Annotated in this window: 29 protein-coding genes; 14 read left to right on the top strand and 15 right to left on the bottom strand. The window is 72.4% G+C overall.

Annotated features, from left to right (window positions below):
• Positions 1-3: 3 nt before the first annotated feature.
• The 6 genes from GA0070623_RS24370 to GA0070623_RS24345 form a co-directional block, all read right to left on the bottom strand.
• Positions 4-420 (bottom strand): CBS domain-containing protein, encoded by a 417-nt coding sequence (locus GA0070623_RS24370; RefSeq protein WP_067303072.1) that lies wholly within the window; start codon positions 418-420, stop codon positions 4-6.
• A gap of 82 nt (positions 421-502) precedes the next feature.
• Positions 503-1,528, bottom strand: coding sequence for an aspartate-semialdehyde dehydrogenase (locus tag GA0070623_RS24365; RefSeq protein WP_067303125.1), 1,026 nt, complete (start codon positions 1,526-1,528; stop codon positions 503-505).
• Positions 1,529-1,855: 327 nt separating this feature from the next.
• Positions 1,856-3,202: a M16 family metallopeptidase gene (locus GA0070623_RS24360; protein WP_067303069.1), complete on the bottom strand. Its 1,347-nt coding sequence runs from the start codon at positions 3,200-3,202 to the stop codon at positions 1,856-1,858.
• Positions 3,199-4,491 carry a M16 family metallopeptidase gene (locus GA0070623_RS24355; RefSeq protein ID WP_067303066.1) on the bottom strand — a complete coding sequence of 431 codons (1,293 nt, stop codon included), beginning with the start codon at positions 4,489-4,491 and terminating at the stop codon, positions 3,199-3,201. The genes GA0070623_RS24360 and GA0070623_RS24355 overlap by 4 nt, the downstream gene beginning before the upstream one ends.
• A 131-nt stretch (positions 4,492-4,622) precedes the next feature.
• Positions 4,623-4,838, bottom strand: a complete 216-nt coding sequence (locus tag GA0070623_RS24350; protein WP_067303063.1) for a hypothetical protein — start codon at positions 4,836-4,838, stop codon at positions 4,623-4,625.
• Between the two features lie 59 nt (positions 4,839-4,897).
• Entirely contained in the window at positions 4,898-6,052 is a 1,155-nt protein-coding gene (locus GA0070623_RS24345) for an alkaline phosphatase PhoX (protein WP_067303060.1), read from the bottom strand.
• A 312-nt stretch (positions 6,053-6,364) separates the two neighbouring features.
• On the opposite strand from GA0070623_RS24345, the gene GA0070623_RS24340 reads away from it, so the two are divergent.
• Genes GA0070623_RS24340 through GA0070623_RS24330 form a run of 3 tightly spaced genes read left to right on the top strand, consistent with a single transcriptional unit; the run spans position 6,365 to position 8,005 of the window.
• On the top strand, positions 6,365-7,468 hold the full coding sequence (locus GA0070623_RS24340; protein WP_067303056.1) for a 3-deoxy-7-phosphoheptulonate synthase: 1,104 nt from the start codon (positions 6,365-6,367) through the stop codon (positions 7,466-7,468).
• Between the two features lie 37 nt (positions 7,469-7,505).
• Positions 7,506-7,766, top strand: coding sequence for a hypothetical protein (locus GA0070623_RS24335; RefSeq protein ID WP_067303053.1), 261 nt, complete (start codon positions 7,506-7,508; stop codon positions 7,764-7,766).
• Positions 7,767-7,795: 29 nt separating this feature from the next.
• The gene (locus tag GA0070623_RS24330) at positions 7,796-8,005 is read left to right on the top strand and encodes a hypothetical protein (RefSeq protein ID WP_067303050.1); all 210 of its coding nucleotides are present in this window, start codon (positions 7,796-7,798) and stop codon (positions 8,003-8,005) included.
• 63 nt (positions 8,006-8,068) lie between these two features.
• Here GA0070623_RS24330 and GA0070623_RS24325 read toward each other — a convergent pair whose 3' ends face one another.
• From GA0070623_RS24325 to GA0070623_RS24315, 3 genes are read right to left on the bottom strand one after another with little or no spacing between them, the layout of a single operon-like run.
• Positions 8,069-8,611, bottom strand: a complete 543-nt coding sequence (locus tag GA0070623_RS24325; protein WP_067303047.1) for a DUF1360 domain-containing protein — start codon at positions 8,609-8,611, stop codon at positions 8,069-8,071.
• Between the two features lie 60 nt (positions 8,612-8,671).
• Positions 8,672-8,989 carry a hypothetical protein gene (locus GA0070623_RS24320; protein WP_067303044.1) on the bottom strand — a complete coding sequence of 106 codons (318 nt, stop codon included), beginning with the start codon at positions 8,987-8,989 and terminating at the stop codon, positions 8,672-8,674.
• On the bottom strand, positions 8,989-9,309 hold the full coding sequence (locus tag GA0070623_RS24315) for a DUF6158 family protein (RefSeq protein ID WP_067303041.1): 321 nt from the start codon (positions 9,307-9,309) through the stop codon (positions 8,989-8,991). The genes GA0070623_RS24320 and GA0070623_RS24315 overlap by 1 nt, the downstream gene beginning before the upstream one ends.
• A 129-nt stretch (positions 9,310-9,438) precedes the next feature.
• Here GA0070623_RS24315 and GA0070623_RS24310 point away from each other — a divergent pair, with 129 nt between their 5' ends.
• Positions 9,439-9,867: a hypothetical protein gene (locus tag GA0070623_RS24310; RefSeq protein WP_067303038.1), complete on the top strand. Its 429-nt coding sequence runs from the start codon at positions 9,439-9,441 to the stop codon at positions 9,865-9,867.
• 24 nt (positions 9,868-9,891) lie between these two features.
• On the top strand, positions 9,892-10,221 hold the full coding sequence (locus GA0070623_RS24305) for a DUF3817 domain-containing protein (RefSeq protein WP_067303036.1): 330 nt from the start codon (positions 9,892-9,894) through the stop codon (positions 10,219-10,221).
• Positions 10,222-10,228: 7 nt separating this feature from the next.
• Here GA0070623_RS24305 and GA0070623_RS24300 read toward each other — a convergent pair whose 3' ends face one another.
• On the bottom strand, positions 10,229-10,747 hold the full coding sequence (locus GA0070623_RS24300; protein WP_067303033.1) for a DUF6232 family protein: 519 nt from the start codon (positions 10,745-10,747) through the stop codon (positions 10,229-10,231).
• 484 nt (positions 10,748-11,231) lie between these two features.
• Here GA0070623_RS24300 and GA0070623_RS24295 point away from each other — a divergent pair, with 484 nt between their 5' ends.
• Complete coding sequence (locus GA0070623_RS24295; RefSeq protein WP_067303030.1) at positions 11,232-12,221, top strand: C40 family peptidase; 990 nt, start codon at positions 11,232-11,234, stop codon at positions 12,219-12,221.
• A 74-nt stretch (positions 12,222-12,295) separates the two neighbouring features.
• Here GA0070623_RS24295 and GA0070623_RS24290 read toward each other — a convergent pair whose 3' ends face one another.
• From GA0070623_RS24290 to GA0070623_RS24275, 4 genes are all read right to left on the bottom strand, one after another.
• Complete coding sequence (locus GA0070623_RS24290) at positions 12,296-13,285, bottom strand: sigma-70 family RNA polymerase sigma factor (protein WP_067303122.1); 990 nt, start codon at positions 13,283-13,285, stop codon at positions 12,296-12,298.
• Between the two features lie 485 nt (positions 13,286-13,770).
• Entirely contained in the window at positions 13,771-14,745 is a 975-nt protein-coding gene (locus tag GA0070623_RS24285) for an N-acetylmuramic acid 6-phosphate etherase (protein ID WP_067303028.1), read from the bottom strand.
• A complete protein-coding gene (locus GA0070623_RS24280) occupies positions 14,742-15,656 on the bottom strand; it encodes a MurR/RpiR family transcriptional regulator (RefSeq protein ID WP_067303025.1) in 915 nt (304 codons plus the stop codon). The genes GA0070623_RS24285 and GA0070623_RS24280 overlap by 4 nt, the downstream gene beginning before the upstream one ends.
• A 148-nt stretch (positions 15,657-15,804) precedes the next feature.
• Positions 15,805-16,548, bottom strand: a complete 744-nt coding sequence (locus tag GA0070623_RS24275) for a dTMP kinase (protein ID WP_067303022.1) — start codon at positions 16,546-16,548, stop codon at positions 15,805-15,807.
• 155 nt (positions 16,549-16,703) lie between these two features.
• Between GA0070623_RS24275 and GA0070623_RS24270 the strand changes: the two genes are divergently transcribed.
• The 5 genes from GA0070623_RS24270 (at position 16,704) to GA0070623_RS24255 (ending at position 19,159) form a co-directional block, all read left to right on the top strand.
• Entirely contained in the window at positions 16,704-17,309 is a 606-nt protein-coding gene (locus tag GA0070623_RS24270; protein WP_067303019.1) for a nucleotidyltransferase, read from the top strand.
• A complete protein-coding gene (locus GA0070623_RS24265; RefSeq protein ID WP_067303016.1) occupies positions 17,306-17,572 on the top strand; it encodes a hypothetical protein in 267 nt (88 codons plus the stop codon). The genes GA0070623_RS24270 and GA0070623_RS24265 overlap by 4 nt, the downstream gene beginning before the upstream one ends.
• Before the next feature lie 10 nt (positions 17,573-17,582).
• Positions 17,583-18,305 (top strand): metallophosphoesterase family protein, encoded by a 723-nt coding sequence (locus GA0070623_RS24260; RefSeq protein ID WP_067303013.1) that lies wholly within the window; start codon positions 17,583-17,585, stop codon positions 18,303-18,305.
• A 42-nt stretch (positions 18,306-18,347) separates the two neighbouring features.
• Positions 18,348-18,491, top strand: coding sequence for a GPGG-motif small membrane protein (locus tag GA0070623_RS30460; RefSeq protein WP_007464364.1), 144 nt, complete (start codon positions 18,348-18,350; stop codon positions 18,489-18,491).
• Positions 18,492-18,664: 173 nt separating this feature from the next.
• A complete protein-coding gene (locus GA0070623_RS24255; protein ID WP_067303010.1) occupies positions 18,665-19,159 on the top strand; it encodes a TspO/MBR family protein in 495 nt (164 codons plus the stop codon).
• A 75-nt stretch (positions 19,160-19,234) separates the two neighbouring features.
• Here GA0070623_RS24255 and GA0070623_RS24250 read toward each other — a convergent pair whose 3' ends face one another.
• Positions 19,235-20,011, bottom strand: coding sequence for a M23 family metallopeptidase (locus tag GA0070623_RS24250; RefSeq protein WP_067303006.1), 777 nt, complete (start codon positions 20,009-20,011; stop codon positions 19,235-19,237).
• A gap of 277 nt (positions 20,012-20,288) precedes the next feature.
• Between GA0070623_RS24250 and GA0070623_RS24245 the strand changes: the two genes are divergently transcribed.
• The 3 genes from GA0070623_RS24245 (at position 20,289) to GA0070623_RS24235 (ending at position 23,720) form a co-directional block, all read left to right on the top strand.
• Positions 20,289-21,629: an ABC transporter substrate-binding protein gene (locus tag GA0070623_RS24245; protein WP_067303003.1), complete on the top strand. Its 1,341-nt coding sequence runs from the start codon at positions 20,289-20,291 to the stop codon at positions 21,627-21,629.
• A gap of 74 nt (positions 21,630-21,703) precedes the next feature.
• Positions 21,704-22,753, top strand: a complete 1,050-nt coding sequence (locus tag GA0070623_RS24240) for a carbohydrate ABC transporter permease (protein ID WP_067303000.1) — start codon at positions 21,704-21,706, stop codon at positions 22,751-22,753.
• Position 22,754: 1 nt separating this feature from the next.
• Positions 22,755-23,720 (top strand): carbohydrate ABC transporter permease, encoded by a 966-nt coding sequence (locus GA0070623_RS24235; protein ID WP_067302997.1) that lies wholly within the window; start codon positions 22,755-22,757, stop codon positions 23,718-23,720.
• The last annotated feature ends 10 nt before the right edge of the window (positions 23,721-23,730 follow it).

The raw sequence follows: 23,730 nt of genomic DNA, 5'->3' as shown, positions 1-23,730 counted from the left end.
GCGTCAGTTGTTGGGCTCGTCGGCGCTGATGTCCGCCAGCACCGACTGGGGTTCCCGCTCCACCGCGAGGTCACCCATCGACACCAGGCCCACCAGCCGGCCGTCGTCGATCACCGGCAGCCGGCGCACGGCGTAGGTACGCATCAGGTCCGCGGCGGCGACCGCGTCGTCGTGCTGGCTGACCGTGATCACGTCCCGGCTGGTGATCTCGCCGAGCGTGGTGCGGTCCGGGTCGCGGTTCTCCGCCACGCCGCGGACCGCGATGTCCCGGTCCGTCACGATGCCGATCACGTCGTCACCGTTGGTCACCACCACGTCGCCGATCGCGCTGTTCCGCATCTCCTGCGCCGCGGCGGTGAGCGTGTCGTCGCCGTCCATCGTCACCAGCCGGGTCGTCATGAACTCTCCGACCGTCGTCATGGCGCTCTCCTCTCGGTGTCGGCACCGCCGTCTACCCGCCGCCGACCCGCAGGTAACGCACCCGCGCCGGGGCCGGGGCCGGTCAGCGCAGCTCGGCGGCGACCAGCTCGGCGAGCTGCACCGCGTTCAGCGCGGCGCCCTTGCGCAGGTTGTCGTTGGAGCAGAACAACGCCAGGCCGTGCTCCACGGTCTCGTCGGCCCGCAGCCGGCCCACGTAGGTCGGGTCCTGACCGGCCGCCTGCAGCGGGGTCGGCACGTCCGACAGCGCCACCCCGGGCGCACCGTCCAGCAGCTCCCGGGCCCGCTGCGGAGTGATCGGCCGGGCGAACCGGGCGTTGATCTGCAACGAGTGGCCGGTGAAGACGGGCACCCGCACGCAGGTGCCGGAGACCTTCAGCTCGGGGATCTCCAGGATCTTGCGGCTCTCGTGGCGGAGCTTCTGCTCCTCGTCGGTCTCGAACGAGCCGTCGTCGACGATCGAACCGGCCAGCGGGAGCACGTTGAAGGCGATCGGCCGGGCGAAGGAACGCGGCGCGGGGAACTCGACGGCCGACCCGTCGTGGGTCAGCGCGGTGGCCCCCTCGACGACCTTGCGGACCTGCTCGTCCAGCTCGGCGACGCCGGCCAGGCCGGCCCCGGACACCGCCTGGTAGGTGGCGACGACCAGGCTGACCAGCCCGGCCTCGTCGTGCAGCGGGCGCAGCACCGGCATCGCGGCCATCGTGGTGCAGTTCGGGTTGGCGACGATGCCCTTCGGCCGGTCGGCCAGGGCGTGCGGGTTGACCTCGGCGACGACCAGCGGCACCTGCGGGTCGGTGCGGAACGCCGACGAGTTGTCGATCACCACCGCACCGGTCGCGGCGACCCGGGGGGCCAGCTCCTTCGCGGTGCCCTTGCCCGCGGAGAAGAGCACGATGTCCAGCCCGGAGTAGTCGGCCGTCGCCGCGTCCTCCACCGTGACCTCGCCGCCCCGCCAGGCCACCGTGCGCCCGGCCGACCGCGCCGAGGCGAACAACCGCACCTGCTCCGCCGGGAACTCGCGTTCCGCCAGCACCTGCCGCATGACGCCACCGACCTGGCCGGTGGCTCCCACAATGCCGATCCTCATGCCCGCGAGGCTACCCAGCCGCAGGCCCACGACGGGAAGCCTTTCCCACCGCCCGGGCCACCGCCCGCCGCCCGTGCCGGCCGCCCGCCCCGCAAACCACCCGACGGTACGCCCGGAACCCCCGGAAGATCCCCCGCGACCGGGCCGTCCGGCCGCAGCATCCGCACCGCCGGTCCGGCCCGGCGCTCCCGGGGCGGCGCGACCGGAATCACACCGCCCCGGGAAGGGAGAACCACTCGACCCGCGTGGCCGGCCGTCACGCCGAGGGCCGGCCACCCCGCCCGGGGCCGGTCAGCCCGCGTGGTCGGTCACCTCGCCGAGGGCCGGTCAGCCCGCGTGGTCGGTCACCTCGCCGAGCCCGGAGGCGACCAGGTCGTCGCGGATCACCGCCGCGTCGCCCTCGATGACCAGGGTCAGCGCGTCCGGGTGCAGGTGGGTGGCGGCGGCCGCGGAGACCTGCGCCACGTCGGCGGCGAGCAGCTCCTCCCGCAACCGGGCGTGGTAGTCGTCCGGCAGGTCGTGCACCACCAGGGTGGTAAGCGCCGAGGCGATCGCCCGGGGGCTCTGCAACTCGACCGAGAGCTGACCGGCCCGCCAGGAACGGGCCACCGCCAACTCGTCCTCGGTCACCCCGCCCTCCCGGGTACGGGCGATCTCGCCGACCGCCTCGACCAGGGCCGGAGCGGTCACCGCCGTCTGCACCCCGGAGCTGACCGCGAACCGACCGAACCGGCGGGACGAGGCGAAGTCGCCCCGGATGCCGTACGTGTAGCCGCGCACCTCGCGGATCAGGTGGTTGAGCCGGGAGGTGAACGCCCCGCCCAGCACCGTGCCGGCGAGCGTCATCGGCACGTGGTCGGGGTGGGCGCGGTGCGGCGACGGGTGCCCGAGCCGCAACGTGGACTGCACCGACCCGGGCCGGTCCACCAGGATGATCCGCCGGCCGGCGGGCAGCGGCACGTCGATCGGGCCGCCCCGCTCGGCGGGACCGCCGCCGGTGCCGGCGAACGCCGCCGCGCCCAGCGTGTCCAGGTTGAGCCGGTCCAGGTCACCGGCGACGATCAGGGTGCCGGGGCGGAGGAACCACTCGGAGTGGAAGACGGTGACGTCCTCCACGTCCAGCCCGGCCACCGAGTCGGGATCGCCGTACAGCGGTCGACCCCACCGGTTCGCCGCGCCGAACAGGTCGGCGCGCAGCACCGCGTCGGCACGCGGCCCGGGGTTGGCCCAGTCCATCCGCAGCCCGGTCGCCTCGTCGTCGCGGACCCGGCGCACGTCGTCCGGGTCGAGCCGGGGCGTCCGCACCGCCTCGCCGAGCAGTCGCACCGCCGCCACCAGCCGGTCCACCGGCACCTGCACGCTGACCTGGAAGCTGTCCCAGTCCAGCCCGGTGGCCAGCTCGGTGCCCAGGCCCTCCAGGGCCAACGCGAAACCGGTGGCGTCCCGCTGGACGGTGCCCTCCTCCAGCGCCTTGGCCAGCACCGCGCCGAGCCCCTCCTTGCCGACCGGCTCCCGGCCGGCACCCGCGTCGAGCAGCAGCAACGCGACGGCGAGAGTCTGGCCGGGCAGGTGCGCGGCGACCACCCGGCCCCCGGCGACGTCGCGCCGGACCACCGTCGGGAACCGGTACGGGCGGGCGTTCCCCGGACCCGGCCGGGTGGTGATCAGCGTCATGAGGTCTCCTCCGGCAGGTAGGTCAGGGTCACCCGGTCGGCCGGGGTGAGCACGTCGGCGGCCAGCTCGGCGATCTGCCCGGCGGTGACCGACAGCCAGCCGGACAGCCGGTCGGCGGTCTTCGCCGGGTCACCGAACTGGGTGGCGTACCGGCCGAGCGCGTCGGCCCGACCGTCCACCGTGGCCATCTGCCGCCACCAGGCGGTGCTGAGCAGCGCCTTGGCCCGGTCCAGCTCGGCGCTGGTGACCGGCACGGTGGCGAGTTCGTCGACCACCTCGGCGACCCCGGCGGCGAGCTGTTGCGCGCTCACCCCGGGGCGGGCGGTGGCGGTCGCGATCAGCGGTGCCGGGGCGTGCGCCAGGTCCACCCCGTACGCGCCGACCAGGTCCGGTTGGGCGAGCCGTTCGCCGTCGGCGAGCCGCTGGTAGAGCCGGCTGCCCCGGCCGCTGCCGAGCACGGTCGCGGCCACCGTGGCCACGTCGTAGCCGGTGCTGCCGAACGGGTGGGTGCGGTGGGCGACGTAGACCCGGGCGGCCGGCACCTCGGCGGTGACCGTCTCGACGGCGGGCCGGCCGGTGCCGGTGACGGTGTGCCCGTCCGGCGCGGCGGGGATGTCACCGCGTGCCGGGATCGCCCCGAAGTACCGCCGCGCCAGCGCGAACACCTCGGCGGCGGTGGCGTCGCCGACCACGGTCAGCACGGCGTTGTCCGGCGCGTAGTACGTCTGGTGGAACGCCTGGAAGGTGGCCAGGTCGGCGGCGTTCAGGTCGGCCATCGACCCGATCGTCGCGTGGTGGTACGGGTGACCGGGCGGGTAGAGCAGCGGGAGCAGCCGCAGCCAGGCGTCGCCGTACGGGACGTTCTCGTAGCGCTGCCGCCGCTCGTTCTTGACCACGTCCCGCTGGTTGTCCAGCGTCTCCTGGGTCAGCGCGGGGACCAGCCCGCCCATCCGGTCGGCCTCCAGCCACAGGGCCAGTTCCAGGTGTTCGGCCGGGACCGTCTCGAAGTAGTTCGTCCGGTCCGGGTTGGTGGTGGCGTTGAGCGAGCCACCGGAACCCTGGATCAGCTTCATGTGTTCGGTCTTGGCGACGTTGACCGAGCCCTCGAACATCAGGTGCTCGAAGAGGTGGGCGAAGCCGGTCTGGCCGGCCGGCTCGTGCCGGGAGCCCACGTCGTACCAGAGGTTGACCGCGACCGCCGGGGCGGTGCGGTCCTCGCTCACCACCACGCGCAGGCCGTTGTCCAGTCGGGTCGTCTCGATGGGCCAGGGGTAACCGCTGTCGGGCATGACCCGACGCTATCCGATCTCCGCGCGACCGTGGCGACGTGTCACCTCCCGGTCACGTCGGCGCGGCGACGTCCCGTCGGGGTGCCGGCCGGGCGTGGCCCGGCGGCACCGCGACGGTCGGTCGGTGCGGGTCAGTCGGGGGGTTCGACCGGGGGGACGGTCTCGGCGGAGGTGCGGTGCTCCAGCACCGTGTCGGGGGCGGCCCGCTGGTCGGCCAAGCGGCGGTCCGACTCGGCGAGGATCGCCTCGGCCTGGGCCTGCGGGTCGTCGCTGCCGACCGCTGCCTCCTCGGGCAGCAGGTGGGCGCGGGATTCCACCCGTTCCTGGTCGCTCTGCTCGTACGTCATGCGGATCCTGTTACCCCGCCGACCCGTCCGCCACGCCGGATACGGCGGGATCCCCGGCGTCAGCGGAACGGGCCGCGCACCTCGTAGGTGATGCCACCGCCGGGGACGCCGGACGTGCCGCGCTGGGAGGAGAAGTAGAGCCGGCTGCCGTCCGGCGAGAACGCCGGCCCGGTGATCTCCGACGAGGACTGCCCGGTGATCCGCAGGAACGGCGTCACCACCCCGGTCGGGGTGATCAGGTTGATCTCCATGTCGCCGCCGTCCTCGGCGACGTAGAGGTCGCCGGAGCGGGTGCCGGTGATGTTGTCCACCCCGGTCAGCGGGGCGGCGCCACCGGTCACCAGCGAGTCGTCGTACGCCAGGTCGATGCGCTGGCCGACCACGTCGTACGCCCAGACCCGGTTGTCGCCCTTGGTGGTGAACCAGCAGGTGCCGTCGGCGTACCAGCAGCCCTCGCCGCCGGTGAACCGCTTCGCCCCGGCGACCTGGTTGCGGGTCGCCGTCGGCAGGCCGTCCGGGTCGGGAACCCGGGCCCAGCTCACCGGGCCGTCGGTGGCGGCGCCGGCGACCAGCACCTCCAGGGTGCCGGCGGAGAGGTCGCCCCAGACGGTGGGGCGGAACCGGTAGAAGCAGCCGTCGGTCTCGTCCTCGGTCAGGTAGATCACCTGGCGGACCGGATCGGCCGCCGCCGCCTCGTGCTTGAACCGGCCCAGCGCCGGGCGCTGCGCGGCGGGGGTGCCGCCCTGCGGGTAGGTCTCGTAGACGAAGCCCCGGCTGGTCTCCTCGCAGGAGAGCCAGGTCCCCCACGGCGTCGCGCCGCCGGCGCAGTTCTGGTTGGTCCCGGAGAGGATGCGGTACGCCGCGGTGACCGTGCCGTCGGCGGCGAACCGCACCGCCGACGCGCCGCCACCGGGGGTGACCTCCGAGTTCGAGACGTAGATCCAGCCGGTGCCGGCGGCGAAGCAGGCCCCGCCGTCGGGCGCGGGATGCCAGGTGTACGAGGTGCCGGGCACCGTCTGCCGGGAGCGGGCGATCACCCGGCTGGTGAAGCCGGCGGGGAGCTGGAGGCCGTTGCCGTCGGCGCTGCCGAGCGGCCCGTAGGGGCCGGTGCCGGGCTGGGCCGGGGCGGCGAGCGCGGCGCCGGACCAGAGGCTGCCGGCGAAGGCGGCGGCCCCACCGGCGACGGTGGCGCGCAGGACGGTACGACGGTCCATCGGAACCTCCGGGGGAAGCGAGCGGTGCCGCCGAAGTTACCGACGGTGGCAGTGACGGAGGTGAACGTCAGGCGAGGGTCGACCGACGAGCGGATGAGTCCTTGCCTCCGGTCGGGTACGCTGGTCGGCGTGACGCGCTCGTATCGATGGTTTAGGCAGCCGGCTGCGGAGCCGGTGACCTCACCATGAGCTGACGTCACCGCGTTTCGAGCCGGCCGGGCAGGAGCCTTCAGCTTCCTGCCCTTCTGTTTACGAGCAGCCGGCTCGACCCGGGCACCGGCCCCGGGCACGGTCGGCGGAAGGACTCCCCCCGTGACGACCCCGGACAACGGGCCCACCCCGGACAACGGCGCGGTCATCGACCAGCGGATCGACCGTGTCGTGCCGCTGACCACCCCCGCCCTGCTCCTGCACGAGCTGCCGCTGGATCCGCCGCTCGCCTCGGCCGTGCTGGCCGGTCGACGCGCGGTCGGCCGGGTGCTGGACCGCGCCGACGACCGGCTGCTGGTGGTGGTCGGCCCGTGCTCGGTGCACGACCCGGCGGCGGCGCTGGACTACGCGCACCGGCTGCGCGAGGCCGCCGACCGGCACGCCGACGACCTGCTGGTGGTGATGCGGGTCTACTTCGAGAAGCCGCGTTCCACGGTCGGCTGGAAGGGCCTGATCAACGACCCGGCGCTGGACGGCTCCGGCGACGTGAACACCGGCCTGCGGACCGCGCGGGCGCTGCTGCGCGACGTGGTCCGGTTGGGCCTCCCGGTGGGCTGCGAGTTCCTCGACCCGATCACCCCGCAGTACATCGCCGACACGGTGGCCTGGGGCGCGATCGGCGCCCGGACGGTGGAGAGCCAGGTGCACCGGCAGCTCGCCTCCGGCCTGTCGATGCCGATCGGGATGAAGAACCGCCCCGACGGCAGCATCGGCACCGCCGTGGACGCGATCCGGGCCGCCGGCGTGCCGCACGTCTTCCCCGGCATCGACGTCTCCGGCACCCCGGCGATCATGCACACCCGGGGCAACGCCGACGGGCACCTGGTGCTGCGCGGCGGCGGCGGTCGGCCGAACTACGACGCCGAGTCGGTGGCGGGGGCGCTGGACCTGCTGCGGGCGGCCGGGCTGCCGGAGCGGCTGGTGGTCGACGCCAGCCACGCCAACAGCGGCAAGGACCACCGCAACCAGCCTCGGGTGGCCGCCGACGTGGCCGCCCAGCTCGCCGCCGGGCAGCGCGGCATCGTCGGCATCATGCTGGAGAGTTTCCTGCTGGCCGGCCGACAGGACCTGGACCCGACCCGGGAGCTGACCTACGGCCAGTCGGTCACCGACGCCTGCATCGACTGGGAGACCACCGCGGAGGTGCTGGAGCACCTCGGTGCCGCCGTCCGTGCCCGCCGGGCCACCCTGCCCACCCCGGCCTGACGGGTTTGACCGTTTCGGCCCCGGGTAGCAGGGCGGGGTGACCGACGACGCACCCGTGACCCAGGCCGCGCCCGGTGCCGGCGACCTGCCCGGCGCCGACCAGCCGGACCTCCGGCAGCTCGACGAGTTGCTGGACGAGATCTACCACGGCCAGGAACGGCTCAGCCAGGCCGACATCTACCGCTCGGCGGTCAGCGCGGACCTGCCTGCGGAGCTGCTCACCCGGGTCGCCGCGCTCCCCGAGGGGGAGTACGCGGTCGACGAGGTGGCCGACCTGCTGGGCGGGTCGGCGGGCTGACCGGCCCCGGCCGGCGAGAGGAGATCGAGATGTCCGACCAGCAGGAGCACCACGAGCGGGTGCCGGCGCTCGGCCAACCCCCCGAGGGGCAGGACACCCTGCCCGAGCCGGACTTCGCCAACGAGCACGAGCAGACCGCCGTCGACCGCGAGGTGATCACCGGAGCGGACGCCGACGAGCGGGAACCGGAGACGTCCCGCGGTTGGGCCGGGGAGGACCACGGCACCACCCCCACCTGAGCGGCGACGGAACACGGAAAGGGGCCGGCGGACACGATCCGCCGGCCCCTTCCGGTACCCGGGTCACGCCTCGGCGTGCCGTCCGCCCTCGGCGGCCTGCTGGGCCATCGCGTAGCCCATCTGGAGGAAGTCGGACGCCGCGACGGCGGTCAGCGCGGTCGCCACCAGCCGGGTCAGCCGGGGGGCCAGCACCAGGCCGCCGGTGAGCCCGGTGGCCACCCAGACGGCCAGGCAGAACGGGCAGCTCAGCAGCTCGCCGATCGCGTGCCGGGTGGCGCTGCCCTGGTCACGCACCTGCTCCATCACCTCACCGCTGCCGCTGGGGCGGTCGTAGCGGGTGAACGGGGCGCGCAGCGGGCTGGTCACCGCGTCCTTGGACAGCAGCCGGCTCAGCTTGTGGGTGGCCACGGCGAGCAGCACCACGTCGCCCGGGGCGGGCCGCTCGGGCACCGGTCGGCCGGTCGCCCTGACCAGTGCCGCGATCGACGCGGTCACCCCGGCGTAGGTGCCCATCGCGGCCAGGTAGCCGCCCAGCGGCCGGTGCTCGTGCGGGGCGTACGCCTGGCGCAACCGGGTCACCTTCTGCTTCAGGCCGCTCTCCGTCACCGGGTCTCCTCGGTCAGTCGTTCGCATCGGTGGGATGTCCGTCGCCCCGCTCGGGGCGGGTCAGCCGGCGGTCAGGTTCTCGGCGACCTCGCGTTCGAGGTTGGCCAGTGACTCGTCGGCCAGTCCGGCGGCCGATCCGGCGGGCAGCTCCAGCCGGACCCGGGCGCCCCCGGCGTCGCCCGCCACGACCCGCAGTTCGGCCGCGCCGTCCGGGCCGTCCCAGCGGGCCTTCAGCTCGTCGTCGGAGCGGCTGGCGGGGGCCGCGCCGTCGACCCGCAACGGCGCGGGCAACCAGGCGTCGATCCGGTCGGGGTCGGTGGCGGTGCTGAACACCACCTCGGGCGGCGCCGACATGCCGCGCTCGGCGAGCACAGCCATCAGGCGTCCCGCAGCCGGTGCGGATCGACCTCGCGGCCGGGGTGCCGGGCCAGGTACTCGGTCTCCAGCTCCGCGGTGCGGCGCAGGTGGTTGGCGAGCGCCGCGTCGGCGGCGTGCCGGAGGGTGTCCAGCCGGGTGCGGTGCAGGCTCCGCAGCTCGCGGATCAGGTCGGCCTCGTCGAGTTCGGCCGGGTCCACCCCGATCAGCTCACCGTCGGCTCCGGGGACCGCGGGGTCGGTGCGGTGGACGTGGTCGCCGTCCCACTCGGGCATCAGCTGTTCGGGACTGGCCTCGCCGGAGCGGTGTAGTGATTCGGTCATGTCGCCCCCTCGGGTTCGACTGCGCTGGCTGTCTAGACGGATGCCCAGCCGGAGTGGCACCAAACCCTCCGGCGCGGTGACTACGACGTCGCGTCGGAGACGCCGGCCCGTCCCGGTACCCTCGACGGCATGAAGCGGCTCTGGACACCGGCGTGGATCCTCCGCCACGTGGCCCTGGTCGTCCTGGTGACGGGCTTTTTGGCGCTGGGCTGGTGGCAGATCAGCCGGGCCGCTTCCGGCAACACGCTGAGCTGGGCGTACGCGGTGGAGTGGCCGATCTTCGCCGGCTTCGTGGTCTTCGTCTGGTGGCGGGAGGTCCGGCACGCGCTGCGCGGCACGCGCGCGGTCCCCCCGCCGGCCGTCGCGCCGGGCGGGCCGGCACCGGCCGGCACGACCGCCGGTCCGACCACCCCGGCGGTACGGCGCCCGGTGCGGGTCGCCCGGGTTCCGGCGGCACCGGTCGACGGCGCGGACGACGCCGACCTGGCCGCGTACAACCGCTATCTGACCTGGTTGAACGCCAATCCGGGCGCGAGGCCCGGCGACTATCCCGGCTGAGGCCGGTCGGAAGGACGGACGACGGTGGGCGGAGCCCTTACCCGGTACCGCGTGATCGCCTGGATCGTGGGCGTGGCGCTGGCCGTGCTGGTGCTGATCGGCATGCCACTGAAGTACGCGTTCGACGAGCCGCTCGTGGTGGCGGTCGTCGGCACCGCGCACGGGTGGCTCTACCTGCTCTACCTGGCCGCCACCTTCGACCTGGGCCGGCGGGTGGACTGGCCGCTGAAGCGGATGCTGCTGGTGATGCTCGCCGGCACGGTGCCGTTCGTGTCGTTCGTGGCGGAGCGCAAGGTGACCCGGGAGCTGGCGACCGGCGCGCGTCCCCGCGTCCCGGAGCCGGCCGTCCGCTGAGCGACGCCTACCGGCGGGTCGGCCGCCAGTAGGTGGCGGTCGGTGACGGGTCGTCGGCGTCGGCGTAGCGGTGCTGCTCGCGGGCCTGGCGCAGGGCGTCGACCACCTGGTCGAACTGCTCCCGGTCGTCGCTGCTGAACAGCAGCAGCTCGGTGCCGTGGCAGTGGCCGTGCAGTTCGTGGGGCGGGGGCCGCCAGCGGTCCCCGGCCAGCACCAGCAGCACGGGCAGCAGGCACACCGCGCCCAGCCCCAGGTACGCCCCGGCGGTGAGCCGTTCCAGCCCGCCGGTGAAGCCGAGCAGCACGCCGGTCGCGCCGGCACCGAGGGCGGCCAGGGTGACGATCCGGGCGGCGAGCCGGTCGTGCGGTCCGCGTCCGGTGCGCAGGTGGGTGAGGTCGGCCACGGCGTAACTGCTCCGGCCGGCGGTGAACCGTTCGGTGGTCACCACGATCCCGGGCCGGGCGTACAGCAACGTGGTGGGTCGGGACCAGCGTGGTGGTCGGGTGCTCGCGCGGTCTGCCTGCACGGCGTCCTCCGAGGGGCCGACGGAACCGGGTGGACCCGCACGCGACGCCACCCGCGTGCGACGGGATTCCCGGCCGAGGCTTCATTCTGTTGCCGGACCGCCCGGGTCGCTCCCCGATTTCCGACACTTCCGGCGAGGCGGCCTACCGACGCCGCCGACATCTGGCCACCATTTCGGTTTTATCACTTTTTTCCACCGCGATCCATATCGGTATCCGCCTGGAACGACGAAAACCACCTTCCTCGTCAAACGCCCAGGAGTGACCCGTCGACCACTCCCCCGCCGCGCCGGTTGCCACCTGCCACAACGACACGCCGGACCGCTCCGGCAACATTCGCCGCTGCTTTGTCTGCGCGTCACTCCCGTCACGGGTTAGGTTGAGCGGGCCGGCACGGTAAACGGCCGTCCATCCGGACGGGCCCGGCCGGTGTCACCGGAGGCGTCAGCATCCTCCGGTGACCGGTGGGAGAGGAGTCTTCCGCTCTTGTCGTCCTTACGGATGCTGCTGCGCACCCTGGCGGTCGTCGGTCTGTCGGCCGCCCTGGTCGCCCCGTCGGCGCCGGTCCGGGCCGAGCCCTCGGTCGCCGACCTCACCGCCCGGATCGAGAGTTCCTCGGCGGAGCTGGAACGGATCGTCGAGTCCTACAACAAGCTCACCGAGGAGATCAAGACGAACCAGACCGCCGCGGCCGGCCTGCACGCGCGGATCGGTCCGCTGGAGGCCCAGGCCGCCCAGAGCCGGGCCGCGGTGGGCCAGATCGCCGCCACCGCCTACAAGACCGGCGGGCTGCGTACCGCCGAGGCGATCCTCGACCCGGCCGGTGGCTCACTGGTCGACCGGCTCGGCACCCTCGACCAGCTCACCCGGCACCGCCAGCAGCAGATCGACGGGTACACCGCCGACCAGCGGGCGCTGCTGGACCAGAAGGCCCGGCTCGACGCCACGCTGGCCAAGCAGGCCGCCCAGTCCCGGGCGGTGGTCAAGACCAAGAAGCGGATCGAACAGGACCTGGCGAAGCTCTACGAGATGCGCCGGGCGGCGTACGGGCGGGCCACCGAGGCCCCGGTGAAGAAGCCGAAGAGTTCCGGCTCCGGCTCCGCCGACACCCCCGACGCACCGGCCGTCTCCGGCAGCGCCGGTGCCGCCGTCCGGTACGCGTACGGGGCGATCGGCAAGCCGTACGTCTGGGGGGCCGAGGGCCCCAACGGGTACGACTGCTCCGGCCTGACCCTGGCCGCCTGGCGGGCGGCCGGCAAGCGGCTGCCGCACAACGCGGCGATGCAGTGGAACGCCACCTCCCGGGTCAGCCGTAGCGAGTTGCGCCCCGGTGACCTGGTGTTCTATTCGGGGCTGGGGCACGTCGCGCTCTACGTCGGCGGCGGTCAGGTGATCGACGCGCCGAGCGCCGGTCGCAACGTGCTCAAGCGGAAGATGAACATGATGAGCATCGCCGGCTACGGCCGGGTCCGCTGACCGGCACCACCACGACGGCGAGCGGCCGGCGTCCCCCTATCGGACGCCGGCCGCTCGCCGTCATTGATACCAGCTCAGGCCGCCTGGAGACCCTCCGCGCGGGCCAGCTCACGGAGCCGGCCGAGCGCCTGGATCTCCAGCTGCCGGATCCGCTCCCGGGAGAGCGAGAAGCGCGACGCGACCTCGGTCAGCGAGTGCTCCCGCCCGTCCTCCAGGCCGTAGCGGGCCCGCATGATGCCGGCGGAGCGGTCGTCGAGGTGGTTCAGCAGACCCTCGATGCGCTGCCGCTCCAGCCCGGTGAGGACGATGTCCTCCGGTGACGGGGCGTCGCTGTCGGCGACCAGGTCACCGAGGTTGGTGTCGCCGTCGTCGCCGACCGGCGTGTCCAGCGACACGGTGTCCTGGGACCAGCGGCGCAGCTCGTTGACCCGCTCGACGGTGACGCCGAGCGCCGCCGCGATCTGCTCCGGCTCCGGGTCGCTGCCCAGCTCACGGGTGAGCTGGCGGGCCACGTTGCGCATCCGGTTGACGTCCTCGACCAGGTGCACGGGCAGCCGCACCGTGCGCTCCTGCTGGGCGATCGCCCGGCTGATCGCCTGCCGGATCCACCAGGTGGCGTAGGTGGAGAACTTGTAACCGCGCTCGTAGTCGAACTTCTCGACCGCCCGGACGAGACCGGTGTTGCCCTCCTGGATCAGGTCCAGCATGGGCATGCCCGACCGCACGTAGCGGCGGGCGATCGAGACGACCAGCCGCAGGTTGGCGCGGATGAAGAGATCCTTCGCCCGCTCACCCTCGGCGACCAGCCGATCCAGGTCCTCCCGGTCGACGCCGGCAGGGACGCGGTCCTCACCGAGCAGGTGCTCGGCGTAGAGCCCGGCCTCGATCGCCTTGGAGAGATCGACCTCCTTGGCGGCGTCCAGCAGTGGCGTCCGGGAGATCTCGTGAAGGTAGACGCCGACCAGGTCGCGCTCCTCGGCGACCTCGTCGGTTCGCATGCCGATGTTCTTGTCCACGGTGTCCACGGTCCCCTCGCTCGCGCCGGTTGCCCGGTTCCTTGCCATCCCCACGTCCATCAGCCCTCCCCCGCAACGTCCACGCTGCCCACCGGTGCTGACACCTGCACAACAGTCGGGACGGGTCGGGGATTCCATGTCGTGAGTCGAAAGTGTCACGAATGCCTGAGTACCAGCTGAAAGCCCGGTCCACGTTTGCTGTCAGCGCCCGCTCGGGACGCCCTGCCGACCCGCGACAACCGCTGGTGGCACGGGGGTCGTCGGCCGATTCCGAAGCGCCGCACCATTGCGACATCCCGGGACACAGCGACCCGCGTCACCACCCGGCGGCGATCCTGGTCATTGCCAGATACGGGCCGGTGGACCGGTTGGTTCATCCGGCTCTCCTGGATTACCCCACGCCCCGAACAACAATCCGGGGCGTGGTGGACGTCCCCCGCCGGGGGTGTTTCCGGTCACTCCGCCCGGCGGAGGCGCGGCGACGCCGGAGCGGCGTGCCGGGCACCGGGGCCGGTGGCCGCCCGGCGACAGGTTCAGGAGGCGAGCAGGGCGAGGGCGCCACGGACCTGGTGCGCGGTGCGGGCCAGCGCCGACCGGGCCGCGTCGGTCCCGGCCCCGGACAGCAGCGAGACGAGGGCGGTCTTCAGGTCGCCGTCCGCCTCGTGCAGGGCCCGCCGGGAGACCTCCTCGCCACACCCGGTCGCCTCGATCAGGATGGAGATCATGCGACCCCGCAGCTTGGCGTTGGTGGCCATCATGTCGATCATCAGGTTGGAGTAGACCCGGCCCAGGCGCACCATCACGGCCGTGGAGAAGGCGTTCAGCACCAGCTTCTGCGCGGTGCCCGCCTTCATCCGCGTCGAACCGGTCACCACCTCCGGGCCGGTGTCGACCCCGATGACCACGTCGAGGCGGACCGTGGGCCGAACCTCCGGATTGGCGCAGAGCAGCACCGTCGCCGCCCCCCGCTCCCCGGCCGCGCCGAGCGCCCCGAGGACGTACGGTGTGCGTCCGCTGGCCGCCAGACCCACCACCAGGTCACCGGCGGCCACGCAGCGGGCGGCCTCGGCCGCGCCGCCGCGCAGGTCGTCCTCGGCGTCCTCGACGGCCCGCCACATGGCGCCGGGGCCGCCGGCCAGGTGCGCGCAGAACCAGCCGTCCGGGGAGTTGAAGGTGGGGACCAGTTCGGCGGCGTCGATCACCCCGAGCCGACCGGAGGTGCCCGCACCGAAGTAGTGCACCCGGTGCCCGGTGCGCAGCGCGGTCACCGCCAGGTCGACGGTGACCGCGATCTCGTCCAGCACGGCGGCCACCGCCGCCGGCACCCGCCGGTCGTCGTCGTTGATGACGGTGAGCACGTCCCGGGTCGACATCAGGTCGAGGTCGGTGCTGCGCGGGTTGCGCCGCTCGGTGGGGGCACCGACGAGGACCACCGGGTGCAGCTCAACGACGCTGTCGTCGGCGGGCCGCTCGACCCCGTCGTCCGGCCCGGCCGGACCGCCGGTCACGACCGCCTCCGGCTGCCGCCCACCCGGTGCGTGCGGACCGCCTCGGCGGTGACCTCCAGCGCCCGGCGGGCCCGGGTCCGGTTCCGGGCGGCCACCCCGACGAAGAGGCAGTCGACCACGGTGAGCTGGGCGAGCCGGCTGGCCATCGCCCCCGCGCGGTACGTCGTCTCGCGGGCGGCGGTGGTGAGGACGAAGTCGGCGACCTCGGTGATCGGCGACCGGGGGAAGTTGGTCAGCGCGACGGTCACCGCACCCCGGGAGCGGGCCTGTTCGAGCACCTCGATCACGTCGGAGGTGGTGCCGGTGTGGGAGATGCCGACCGCCACGTCGCTCTTGCCGAGCAGCGCGGCGGAGGTCAGCGCGCTGTGCACGTCGGGGAAGGAGAAGGCGACCCGGCCGATGCGGTGCAGTTTCTGCTGGAAGTCGGAGGCGACGAAGCCGCTCGCGCCGGCGCCGTAGACCTCGATCCGGCCGGCGCCGACGATCGCCTCGACGACCTGCTCGCAGACGGCGGGGTCGAGCTGCTGGGCGGTCTCCTCGACCGCCCGCGCGTCGTTGAAGGCGATGGTGGCGATGATCTGCGCCAGGTCGGCTCCGGGCGGGATGTCGCCGCCGACCACCCGGGCGTCCGGCGGCTCGATCCGGCGGGCCGCCTCGGCCGCGAGGCGGATCCGTAGCTGCGGGTAGCCGTCCATACCGACGGACCGGCAGAACCGGATGACGGTGGCCTCGGAGGTCTCGGCGGCGGTGGCGAGGTCGGTGATGGTCCGTCGGGCGGCATCGGCCGGGTCCGCGACGACCAGCCGGGCGACCCGCTGCTCGGCGGGGGACAGCGAGGGGAGCAGGCCACTGATGTGGACGATCAGCCCACCCGGCTCGTGACTCGCAGAAATCTTCGGACTATTCGCCACGGATGAAACTTACTTTCATGAGCCGCGAGCGTCAACCACGACCACGCGGATCCGACCGGAAGTATCCCCCTGACGTGGGGATGTTCCGGCCCAGAGTGCCACTTCCCCGGCCCGGGCGACCTCGGCCGGTCCGGTGGAATCGGCCGGTCTACGGTCCGGCCTGGGCCACGACCGGCTCCCGGGCCACGTCGTCGGGCTCCGCGGCGGACGAACCGCCGCCGCCGTCCGGTGGACCGCCGACCACCGGTCCGGTCCCCTCCGGCGGCAGCCACCGGCTCAGGTGCGCCCGGATCCGCCGGGACACCTCGTCCGGCCCGCCACCGGCGTCGATCACCACGAAGGCCGGGTACTCGGGCAGCGACCGGTACGCCGCGTCGGCGGCGGTCAGCCAGCCCATCGTCTCGTGGTCCTCACCCCGCCGCTCGATCCGCTGGTAGGCCTCGACCGGGTCGACGGCGAGCAGGAAGGTGACCTGCGGCGCGGGGAAGACCCGGTAGCCGACCCGGGCCAGCCGTTCCCAGCGCTGCCCACCGTGCGCCCGGATACTGGCGTACTGGCAGGCGGAGTAGCGGTCCATCACCGCGGTGCGACCGGTCGCCAGGCAACTCAGCAGCGCGGCGGCGATGGCCAGCCAGCGCAGCACGGACTCCGCCGCGAGCAGCCCGTTACGGCCCAGCAGCAGTTGCGGGTCGGCCCGGCCGAACCGCTGGGCGAGCCGGCCCAGCCAGCGTCGGCCGCCGGCGTTGCGGTGGTAGGTGGCCGGCCGCCCGGCCGAGGTGAGGGCGACGGCGAGCCGGTGAGCCTGGGTGGTCTTGCCCGAACCGTCGATGCCGATCAGCGCGACACGACGCAGCCGGGCCGGACGGTCGGTCGCGCGCCGTGTGCTGGCCACCCTCCACAGGCTATCCGACCCGCGCTCCCCGCTGTCTGTTTGATCCGCTTTCCTCACCCGGTGACCGGATCGTCGGCCGGGCGCAGGTGTGGAGGGGCGGACAGCCGGGTACGCAACGTCATTTCCCACCGACCATCCACGACAGGAGAGACCAGATGGCCGAGCGCGGGGACGTCAGCCTCCTGCACACCCTCAAGCGGGTCGCGGCCGTGCTCAAGCAGAACGAGATTCCCTTCGCCCTCGGCGGCAGCTTCGCCGTCTACGCGCACGGCGGCCACTCCAGCGAGCACGACGTGGACTTCCTGCTCCAGGAGGCGGACGTCGAGCGGGCCCTCCAGGCGCTGACCGACGAGGGCTTCACCGCCGAGCGCCCCCCGGAGGACTGGCTGGTCAAGGTCTACGACGACGGGCGGATGGTGGACCTGATCCACCGGCCGGTGGAGACCCCGGTGACCCACGAGACCCTGGCCGACACGGTGGTCCGCCCGGTGGACGCCATCCGGATGCCGGTGCTGTCGGCGACCCGGCTGATGGTGCACAAGCTGCTCAGCTTCTCCCAGCACTACTGCGACTTCGCCCGGGGGCTGCCGCTGGCGCGGTCGTTGCGGGAGCAGATCGACTGGGAGCGGGTCCGCAAGGAGACCCAGCACTCGCCGTACGCCGAAGCGTTCCTGATGCTGCTGGACCGGCTCGACGTCGTCCCCTACGGGGGCACGCCGGTGCCGTACGCGCGCATCCCCGAGGGGAAGGAGATCCCGTGACCGAGCAGAGCGCCGGCCCACCGGACGAGTACGTCGAGGCGGCGATCCAGCGGCTGCTGGCCGAGGACCCGGACGTCGCCGAGCAGGGGATCACCGTGGTCCGCCGGGAGCGGGGCCTGGTCCTCACCGGCGAGGTGGAGAGCCCGCACCGGCGGGCGGAGATCCTGCGGCGGGTGGCCGAACGGTTCCCGGACGAGGCGGTCACCAGCGACATCGGGGTGATCCGCGCCCAGGCGCCGGCCCAGGTGGAGGAGCTGCCGTGAGGAGGACCCGATGATCAGGATCGCCGCCGTCGGCGACGTGCACCTGGACGCCGACGTGCTGGGCCGGTTCCGCCCGGCCCTGGAGGAGCTGCCCGACTGCGCCGACGTGCTGCTGCTCGCCGGCGACCTGACCCGGCACGGCACCGAGGCCGAGGCCCGCTGCGTCGCCCAGGAGTTCGGCGGCCTGGGGGTGCCGGTGATCACCGTGCTGGGCAACCACGACCACCAGTGCGACCAGGTGCCGCAGGTGGTCAAGGTGCTCCAGGACGCCGGCATCACGGTGCTGGAGGGGACCGGCACGGTGCTGGAGTGCCCCGGCGGCCGGCTCGGCGTGGCCGGGGTCAAGGGCTTCGGTGGCGGGTTCGCCGGCCGGTGCGCCAGCGACTTCGGCGAGCCGGAGATGAAGTCCTTCGTCCGCACCAGCAACGAGAGCGCGGCGGCGTTGGGCGAGGCGCTGCGCGGGCTGGACTGCGACCTGCTGGTCGCGCTGACCCACTACGCCCCGGTGCCGGACACCCTGGCCGGCGAGCCGTTGGAGATCTACCCGTTCCTCGGGTCGTACCAGCTCGGGCAGGCGATCGACTCGGCGCCGACGGCGCTCGCCCTGCACGGGCACGCGCACGCCGGCACCGAGCGGGGGGTCACCCCCGGCGGGGTACGGGTACGCAACGTCGCCCATCCGGTGATCAAGCAGGCGTACAGCGTCTTCCACCTGGGAGATCAGGTCGACTGAGAAGCAGGTTTTCAGGATCGGACGGCCGGGTATTCAGCGGCCATGGAGCTGATTCTCTGGATTCTCGCAGTCGTCCTCGTGGTCGCCGGCATCCTCGCGCTGTTCCGGCGGCAGATTCTGTGGGGCATCGTCCTCATCGTGGTAGGCCTTCTGGTCGGCCCGGGTGGTGTCAGCATCTTCAATTGACGCCGGTACCCGCACCTGACCCGCCGGGACCGTCGCTCCCGGAAGCCTCGTCCTCCCAGACTGGGGCCTCCGGTGCCGACGGTCCCGGCGTTCTGTCGTCCGGGGTCCGCCGGTGACCCGCGACCGGCGCGGATGACGGTTTTGCGGCGGCGTACCCGGGAAATATCTTGACCATGGAGACAACCCGGAGCGGCCGGCGGACCGGCACCGCGCGGACCTGGTGGGCGCTGCTCGGCTTCGGCGCGGCGGTCGCCGTCGCCGCCGCGATCGGCGGGCTGGGAGTGTCCGGCACCAGCGACGAGTACGCCAGCCTGCGGCAACCGGTCTGGGCTCCGCCCTCGTGGCTGTTCGGCCCGGTCTGGACCCTGCTCTACGCGACGATCGCGGTCGCCGGCTGGCTGGTCTGGCGGCGGGTCGGCTTCGGCCCCGCGCTCTGGGCCTGGTCGGTCCAGCTGGTGCTGAACGCGATCTGGACCCCGCTCTTCTTCGGTGCCGGCCGGTACGGGCTGGCGTTCGCCGAGATCGTGCTGATGTGGCTGGCGATCGCGGCGACGGTGGTCGCCTTCCGGCGGGTCTCCCGACCGGCGGCGGCGCTGCTGCTGCCCTACTGGGCCTGGGTCACCTTCGCCGCCGCGCTGAACCTCTCGATCTGGCAGCTCAACCGCTGACGGCGCCGCCCACCCGCCGCTCCGGGTCGTCGTCGGGCCGGGGGCGGGTCCGCCCCCGGCCCGACGGGTCGCGTCTCAGCAGCGGGGCACGTTCGGAATGTACCCGTCGTGGCCGGTGTAGACGTAGGCGTCGGCGATGAACCGGCCGGAGCCGATCCGGTCCCAGATCGAGCTGGTGCCGAAGGTGCCGGTGACCGTGGTGCCGCTGGTCTGGCAGCCGATGGTGACCGTGGCGCCGTCGGCGACCGTGCCGACCGACGAGTAGCCGGTGCCCGGCCCGGAGCGCACGGTCAGCGGGGAGCCGGCGGTGTCGACAGTGCCCGACCCGGTGCCGCTGGAGCAGCCGTTCCCGCTGGTGTACGTCTTGGTGCCCCAGTACAGCGCGACCGTGCCGTTGAACTTGACCTTGATGTCCGCGCCGTCGAGGCGCTGCTCGTAGTGCAGGTGCGGGCCGGTGGAGCCGCCGGTGGAGCCGACCCAGCCGATCACCTTGCCGTAGCCGACCTGTTGGCCGACCGAGACGTTGAAGCCGTTGAGGTGGGCGTAGTAGGTCGTGTAGCCGCCGCCGTGGTCGATCCGGACGTACTTGCCGTAGCTCGTCCCGCCGAGGTCGGTCACCCGGTCGACGGTGCCCGGGGCGCTGGCGACCACCGGGTCACCGAGATCGTCGGTGCGGTTGAAGTCGATCGCGTTCGCCGGGCTGTGGTCCGAGCGGGTCTGGCCGGACCAGGACTGGTTGCAGGGGAACGGCACCTTGAACGTGGGCGCGGCGGCCCACGCCGGGCTCGCCGGGACCACCGCCCCGGCGACCAGCAGGGCTGCCGCCGTCAGGCTCCACCACCGTTGACGCATCCAACACCTCCGATGTCGAGATCCTTCGATCACCTGTGCCGAGCTTGGCAGATATCTCCATCGATGGGAAGCTTCCGAACCCGCTGGCCACCGCGATCCGACCCGGGCGACTGGGAGCGCACCCAGCAGCGGTGAGGGGGTTTCGTGATTGTTACCGGGCCGTGTCCGCCAGGGGGTGGACCGATCGGGATGCAAGCGCTTACATGTGGGGACGACTCATCGGACCGGCGTCGGGTTTCCCCCACCTGTGGGCGCGCCGGCAAGGAAGGAGAACGGCATGGCGTTTGCCAGATCACGCCAGGCTCTCGCGATCGCCGGCGTGCTGGGGCTGGCGCTCGGCGCCACCGCCTGTGGCACCGGCAATGACAAGAAGAGCAGCGACGCGGGCTCGGCCGAGTGCGCCGCATATGAGAAGTACGGCGACCTCGACGGCAAGAAGGTCACCGCCTACTCGTCGATCCGGGACATCGAGGCCGACCGGCTGGCCCAGTCCTGGAAGCAGTTCGAGGACTGCACCGGCGTCGAGATCGACCACGAGGGCTCCGGCGAGTTCGAGGCCCAGCTCCCCGTCCGGGTGCAGGGTGGCAACGCGCCCGACATCGCCTTCATCCCGCAGCCGGGCCTGATCAAGCGCTTCGTCGACGGCAACAACCTCAAGCCGGTCGCCGCCGCCACCAAGGCCGAGGCCGAGGCGAACTACTCCCCCGACTGGCTGAAGTACACCACCATCAACGGCCAGTTCTACGGTGCCCCGTTGGGCTCGAACGTCAAGTCGTTCGTCTGGTACTCGCCGAAGACCTTCAAGGAGAAGGGCTGGCAGACCCCCACCACCTGGGACGAGCTGATCAAGCTCTCCGACACCATCGCGGCCAGCGGCACCAAGCCGTGGTGCGCCGGCATCGAGTCCGGTGACGCCACCGGCTGGCCGGCCACCGACTGGATCGAGGACGTGCTGCTGCGTACGGCCGGCCCCGAGGTCTACGACCAGTGGACCACCCACGGCATCCCGTTCAACGACCCGCAGGTCGTCGACGCGCTCAACCGGGCCGGCACCATCCTCAAGAACGACAAGTACGTCAACGGCGGCTTCGGCGGCGTGAAGAGCATCGCCACCACCTCCTTCCAGGAGGCCGGCGTCCCGATCACCACCGGCAAGTGCGCCCTGCACCGGCAGGCGTCCTTCTACGCCAACCAGTGGCCCGAGGGCACCAAGGTGGCCGAGGACGGCGACGTCTTCGCGTTCTACTTCCCGGCCATCGACGCGGCCAAGGGCAAGCCGGTGCTGGGCGGCGGCGAGTTCGTCGCGGCCTTCACCGACCGCCCCGAGGTCCAGGCGGTGCAGACCTACCTCGCCTCCGGCGAGTACGCCAACAGCCGCGCCAAGATCGGCGACTGGGTGTCGGCGAACAAGAAGCTCGACCTGGCCAACGTGCCCAACCCGGTGGACAAGCTCTCCGTGGGCATCCTCCAGGACCCGAAGACCGTGTTCCGCTTCGACGGTTCCGACCTGATGCCGGCCGCCGTCGGCAACGGCACCTTCTGGAAGGGCATGGTCGACTGGATCAACGGCAAGGACACCAACACGGTGCTGAACGGCATCGAGACCACCTGGAAGTGAGCTGAGACGGTGGCCCGGTCCGTACCCACGGACCGGGCCACCGTCTGATCCCGAGCCCTTGAGAGGGAGGGTCGATGGAGTTCGACTTCGCTGAGGAACAGCCGAAGTTCCTCATGCTGATGTACGGGCTGATCGCTTTCGTCGCGGTGGTGGGCGGTCTGCTCCTGCTCCTCGACGTGGTGCCGGCCTGGTTCGCCCGCCGTCGGGAGGCGCAGCTGGTCGCCGCCTCGACCGGCGGTGGCCCCCTGCCCCGCCGGCGCAAGCCCCGGGAGGGGCTGTTCGCGCTCTTCTTCCTGCTGCCGACGCTGCTGCTGCTCACCATCGGCCTGGTGGTGCCGGCGCTGCGGACCGTCCTGCTCTCGTTCATGGACTCCGGCAGCACCGAGTGGGTGGGGCTGCGCAACTACAGCTGGATGTTCTCCGAGGACTCGATCGTCCGGGTCCTGCTCAACACCCTGATCTGGGTGCTGCTGGTGCCGCTGGTGGCCACCACGTTCGGCCTGCTCTACGCCGTCATGGTGGACAAGGCGCGGTTCGAGTCGGTCGCCAAGTCACTGATCTTCCTGCCGATGGCGATCTCGTTCGTCGGGGCCAGCATCATCTGGAAGTTCGTCTACGCCTACCGCAGCGAGGACCAGGACCAGATCGGCCTGCTCAACCAGATCGTGGTCACCCTAGGCGGCGAGCCGAGGCAGTGGCTGCTGGACTCACCGCTGAACACCTTCCTGCTCATCGTCATCATGGTCTGGATCCAGGCCGGTTTCGCCATGGTGGTGCTCGCCGCCGCGATCAAGGCGATCCCCGGCGACATCGTGGAGGCGGCCCGCCTCGACGGGGTCACCCCGTGGCAGATGTTCTGGCAGATCACCATGCCCAGCATCCGGCCGGCGCTGATCGTGGTGGTGGTGACCCTGTCGATCGCCACCCTCAAGGTCTTCGACATCGTCCGGACCGCCACCAACGGCAACTACGACACCAGCGTGATCGCCAACGAGATGTACAACCAGGCTTTCCGGTACGGCGAGAACGGGCAGGGCTCCGCCCTGGCGGTCTTCCTCTTCATCCTGGTCATCCCGATCGTGATCTACCAGATCCGCAACCTGCGTCAGCAGCGGGAGGGCTGAGATGACCACCGCCACGCCCACCGTCGGAGCCGGCGCCCAGGCCGCCGGGAAGCCCACCACCACGGCCGGCCGGGTCCGCAACCGGCTGAACAGCCGCACCGCCACCCTGGTCTCGATCGTGATCGCGCTGCTCTGGACGATCCCGACCTTCGGCCTGTTCGTCTCCTCGTTCCGCCCCGAGGCCGACATCAAGTCCACCGGCTGGTGGACGTTCTTCACCAACCCGGAGTTCACCCTGGAGAACTACCAGGACGTGCTCTTCGGGTCCTCCTCCTCGTCGGGGCAGCTGGCCAGCTACTTCATCAACTCGCTGGCCATCACCATCCCGTCGGTGCTGTTCCCGCTGGCCTTCGCCTCGCTCGCCGCGTACGCGCTGGCCTGGATCAACTTCCGGGGGCGGGACTGGCTCTACATCGCGATCTTCGCGATGCAGATCGTGCCGTTGCAGATGGCCCTGGTGCCGCTGCTGAAGTTCTTCTCCACCGGGGTCACCGTGGCCGGCGTGCAGCTGATGCCGGCCTGGAACCTGGTCGACGAGCAGAAGTTCGCCCAGGTGTGGTTCGCGCACACCTGTTTCGCCCTGCCCTTCGCGGTGTTCCTGCTGCACAACTTCGTCTCGCAGCTCCCCCGGGACCTGATGGAGGCGGCCCGGGTCGACGGGGCCACCCACCCCAAGATCTTCCGCACCATCGTGCTGCCGCTGATCACCCCGGCGCTGGCGGCGTTCGGCATCTTCCAGTTCCTCTGGGTCTGGAACGACCTGTTGGTCGCGCTGATCTTCGCCGGGGGCGGCAACGAGACCGCCCCGCTCACCGTCCGGCTGGCCGAGATGGCCGGCACCCGGGGCAACGAGTGGCAGCGGCTCACGGCCGGCGCGTTCGTCTCGATCGTCGTACCGCTGGTCGTGTTCCTGTCGTTGCAGCGCTTCTTCGTGCGCGGCCTGCTCGCCGGCAGCGTCAAGGGTTGACGGCCGTCCC

It is taken from the genome of Micromonospora rifamycinica (genome assembly GCF_900090265.1).
GTDB classification, from domain to species: domain Bacteria; phylum Actinomycetota; class Actinomycetes; order Mycobacteriales; family Micromonosporaceae; genus Micromonospora; species Micromonospora rifamycinica.
Note: the sequence above shows the minus strand (reverse complement) of the source record. Positions and strands in the feature narration are given on the sequence as shown.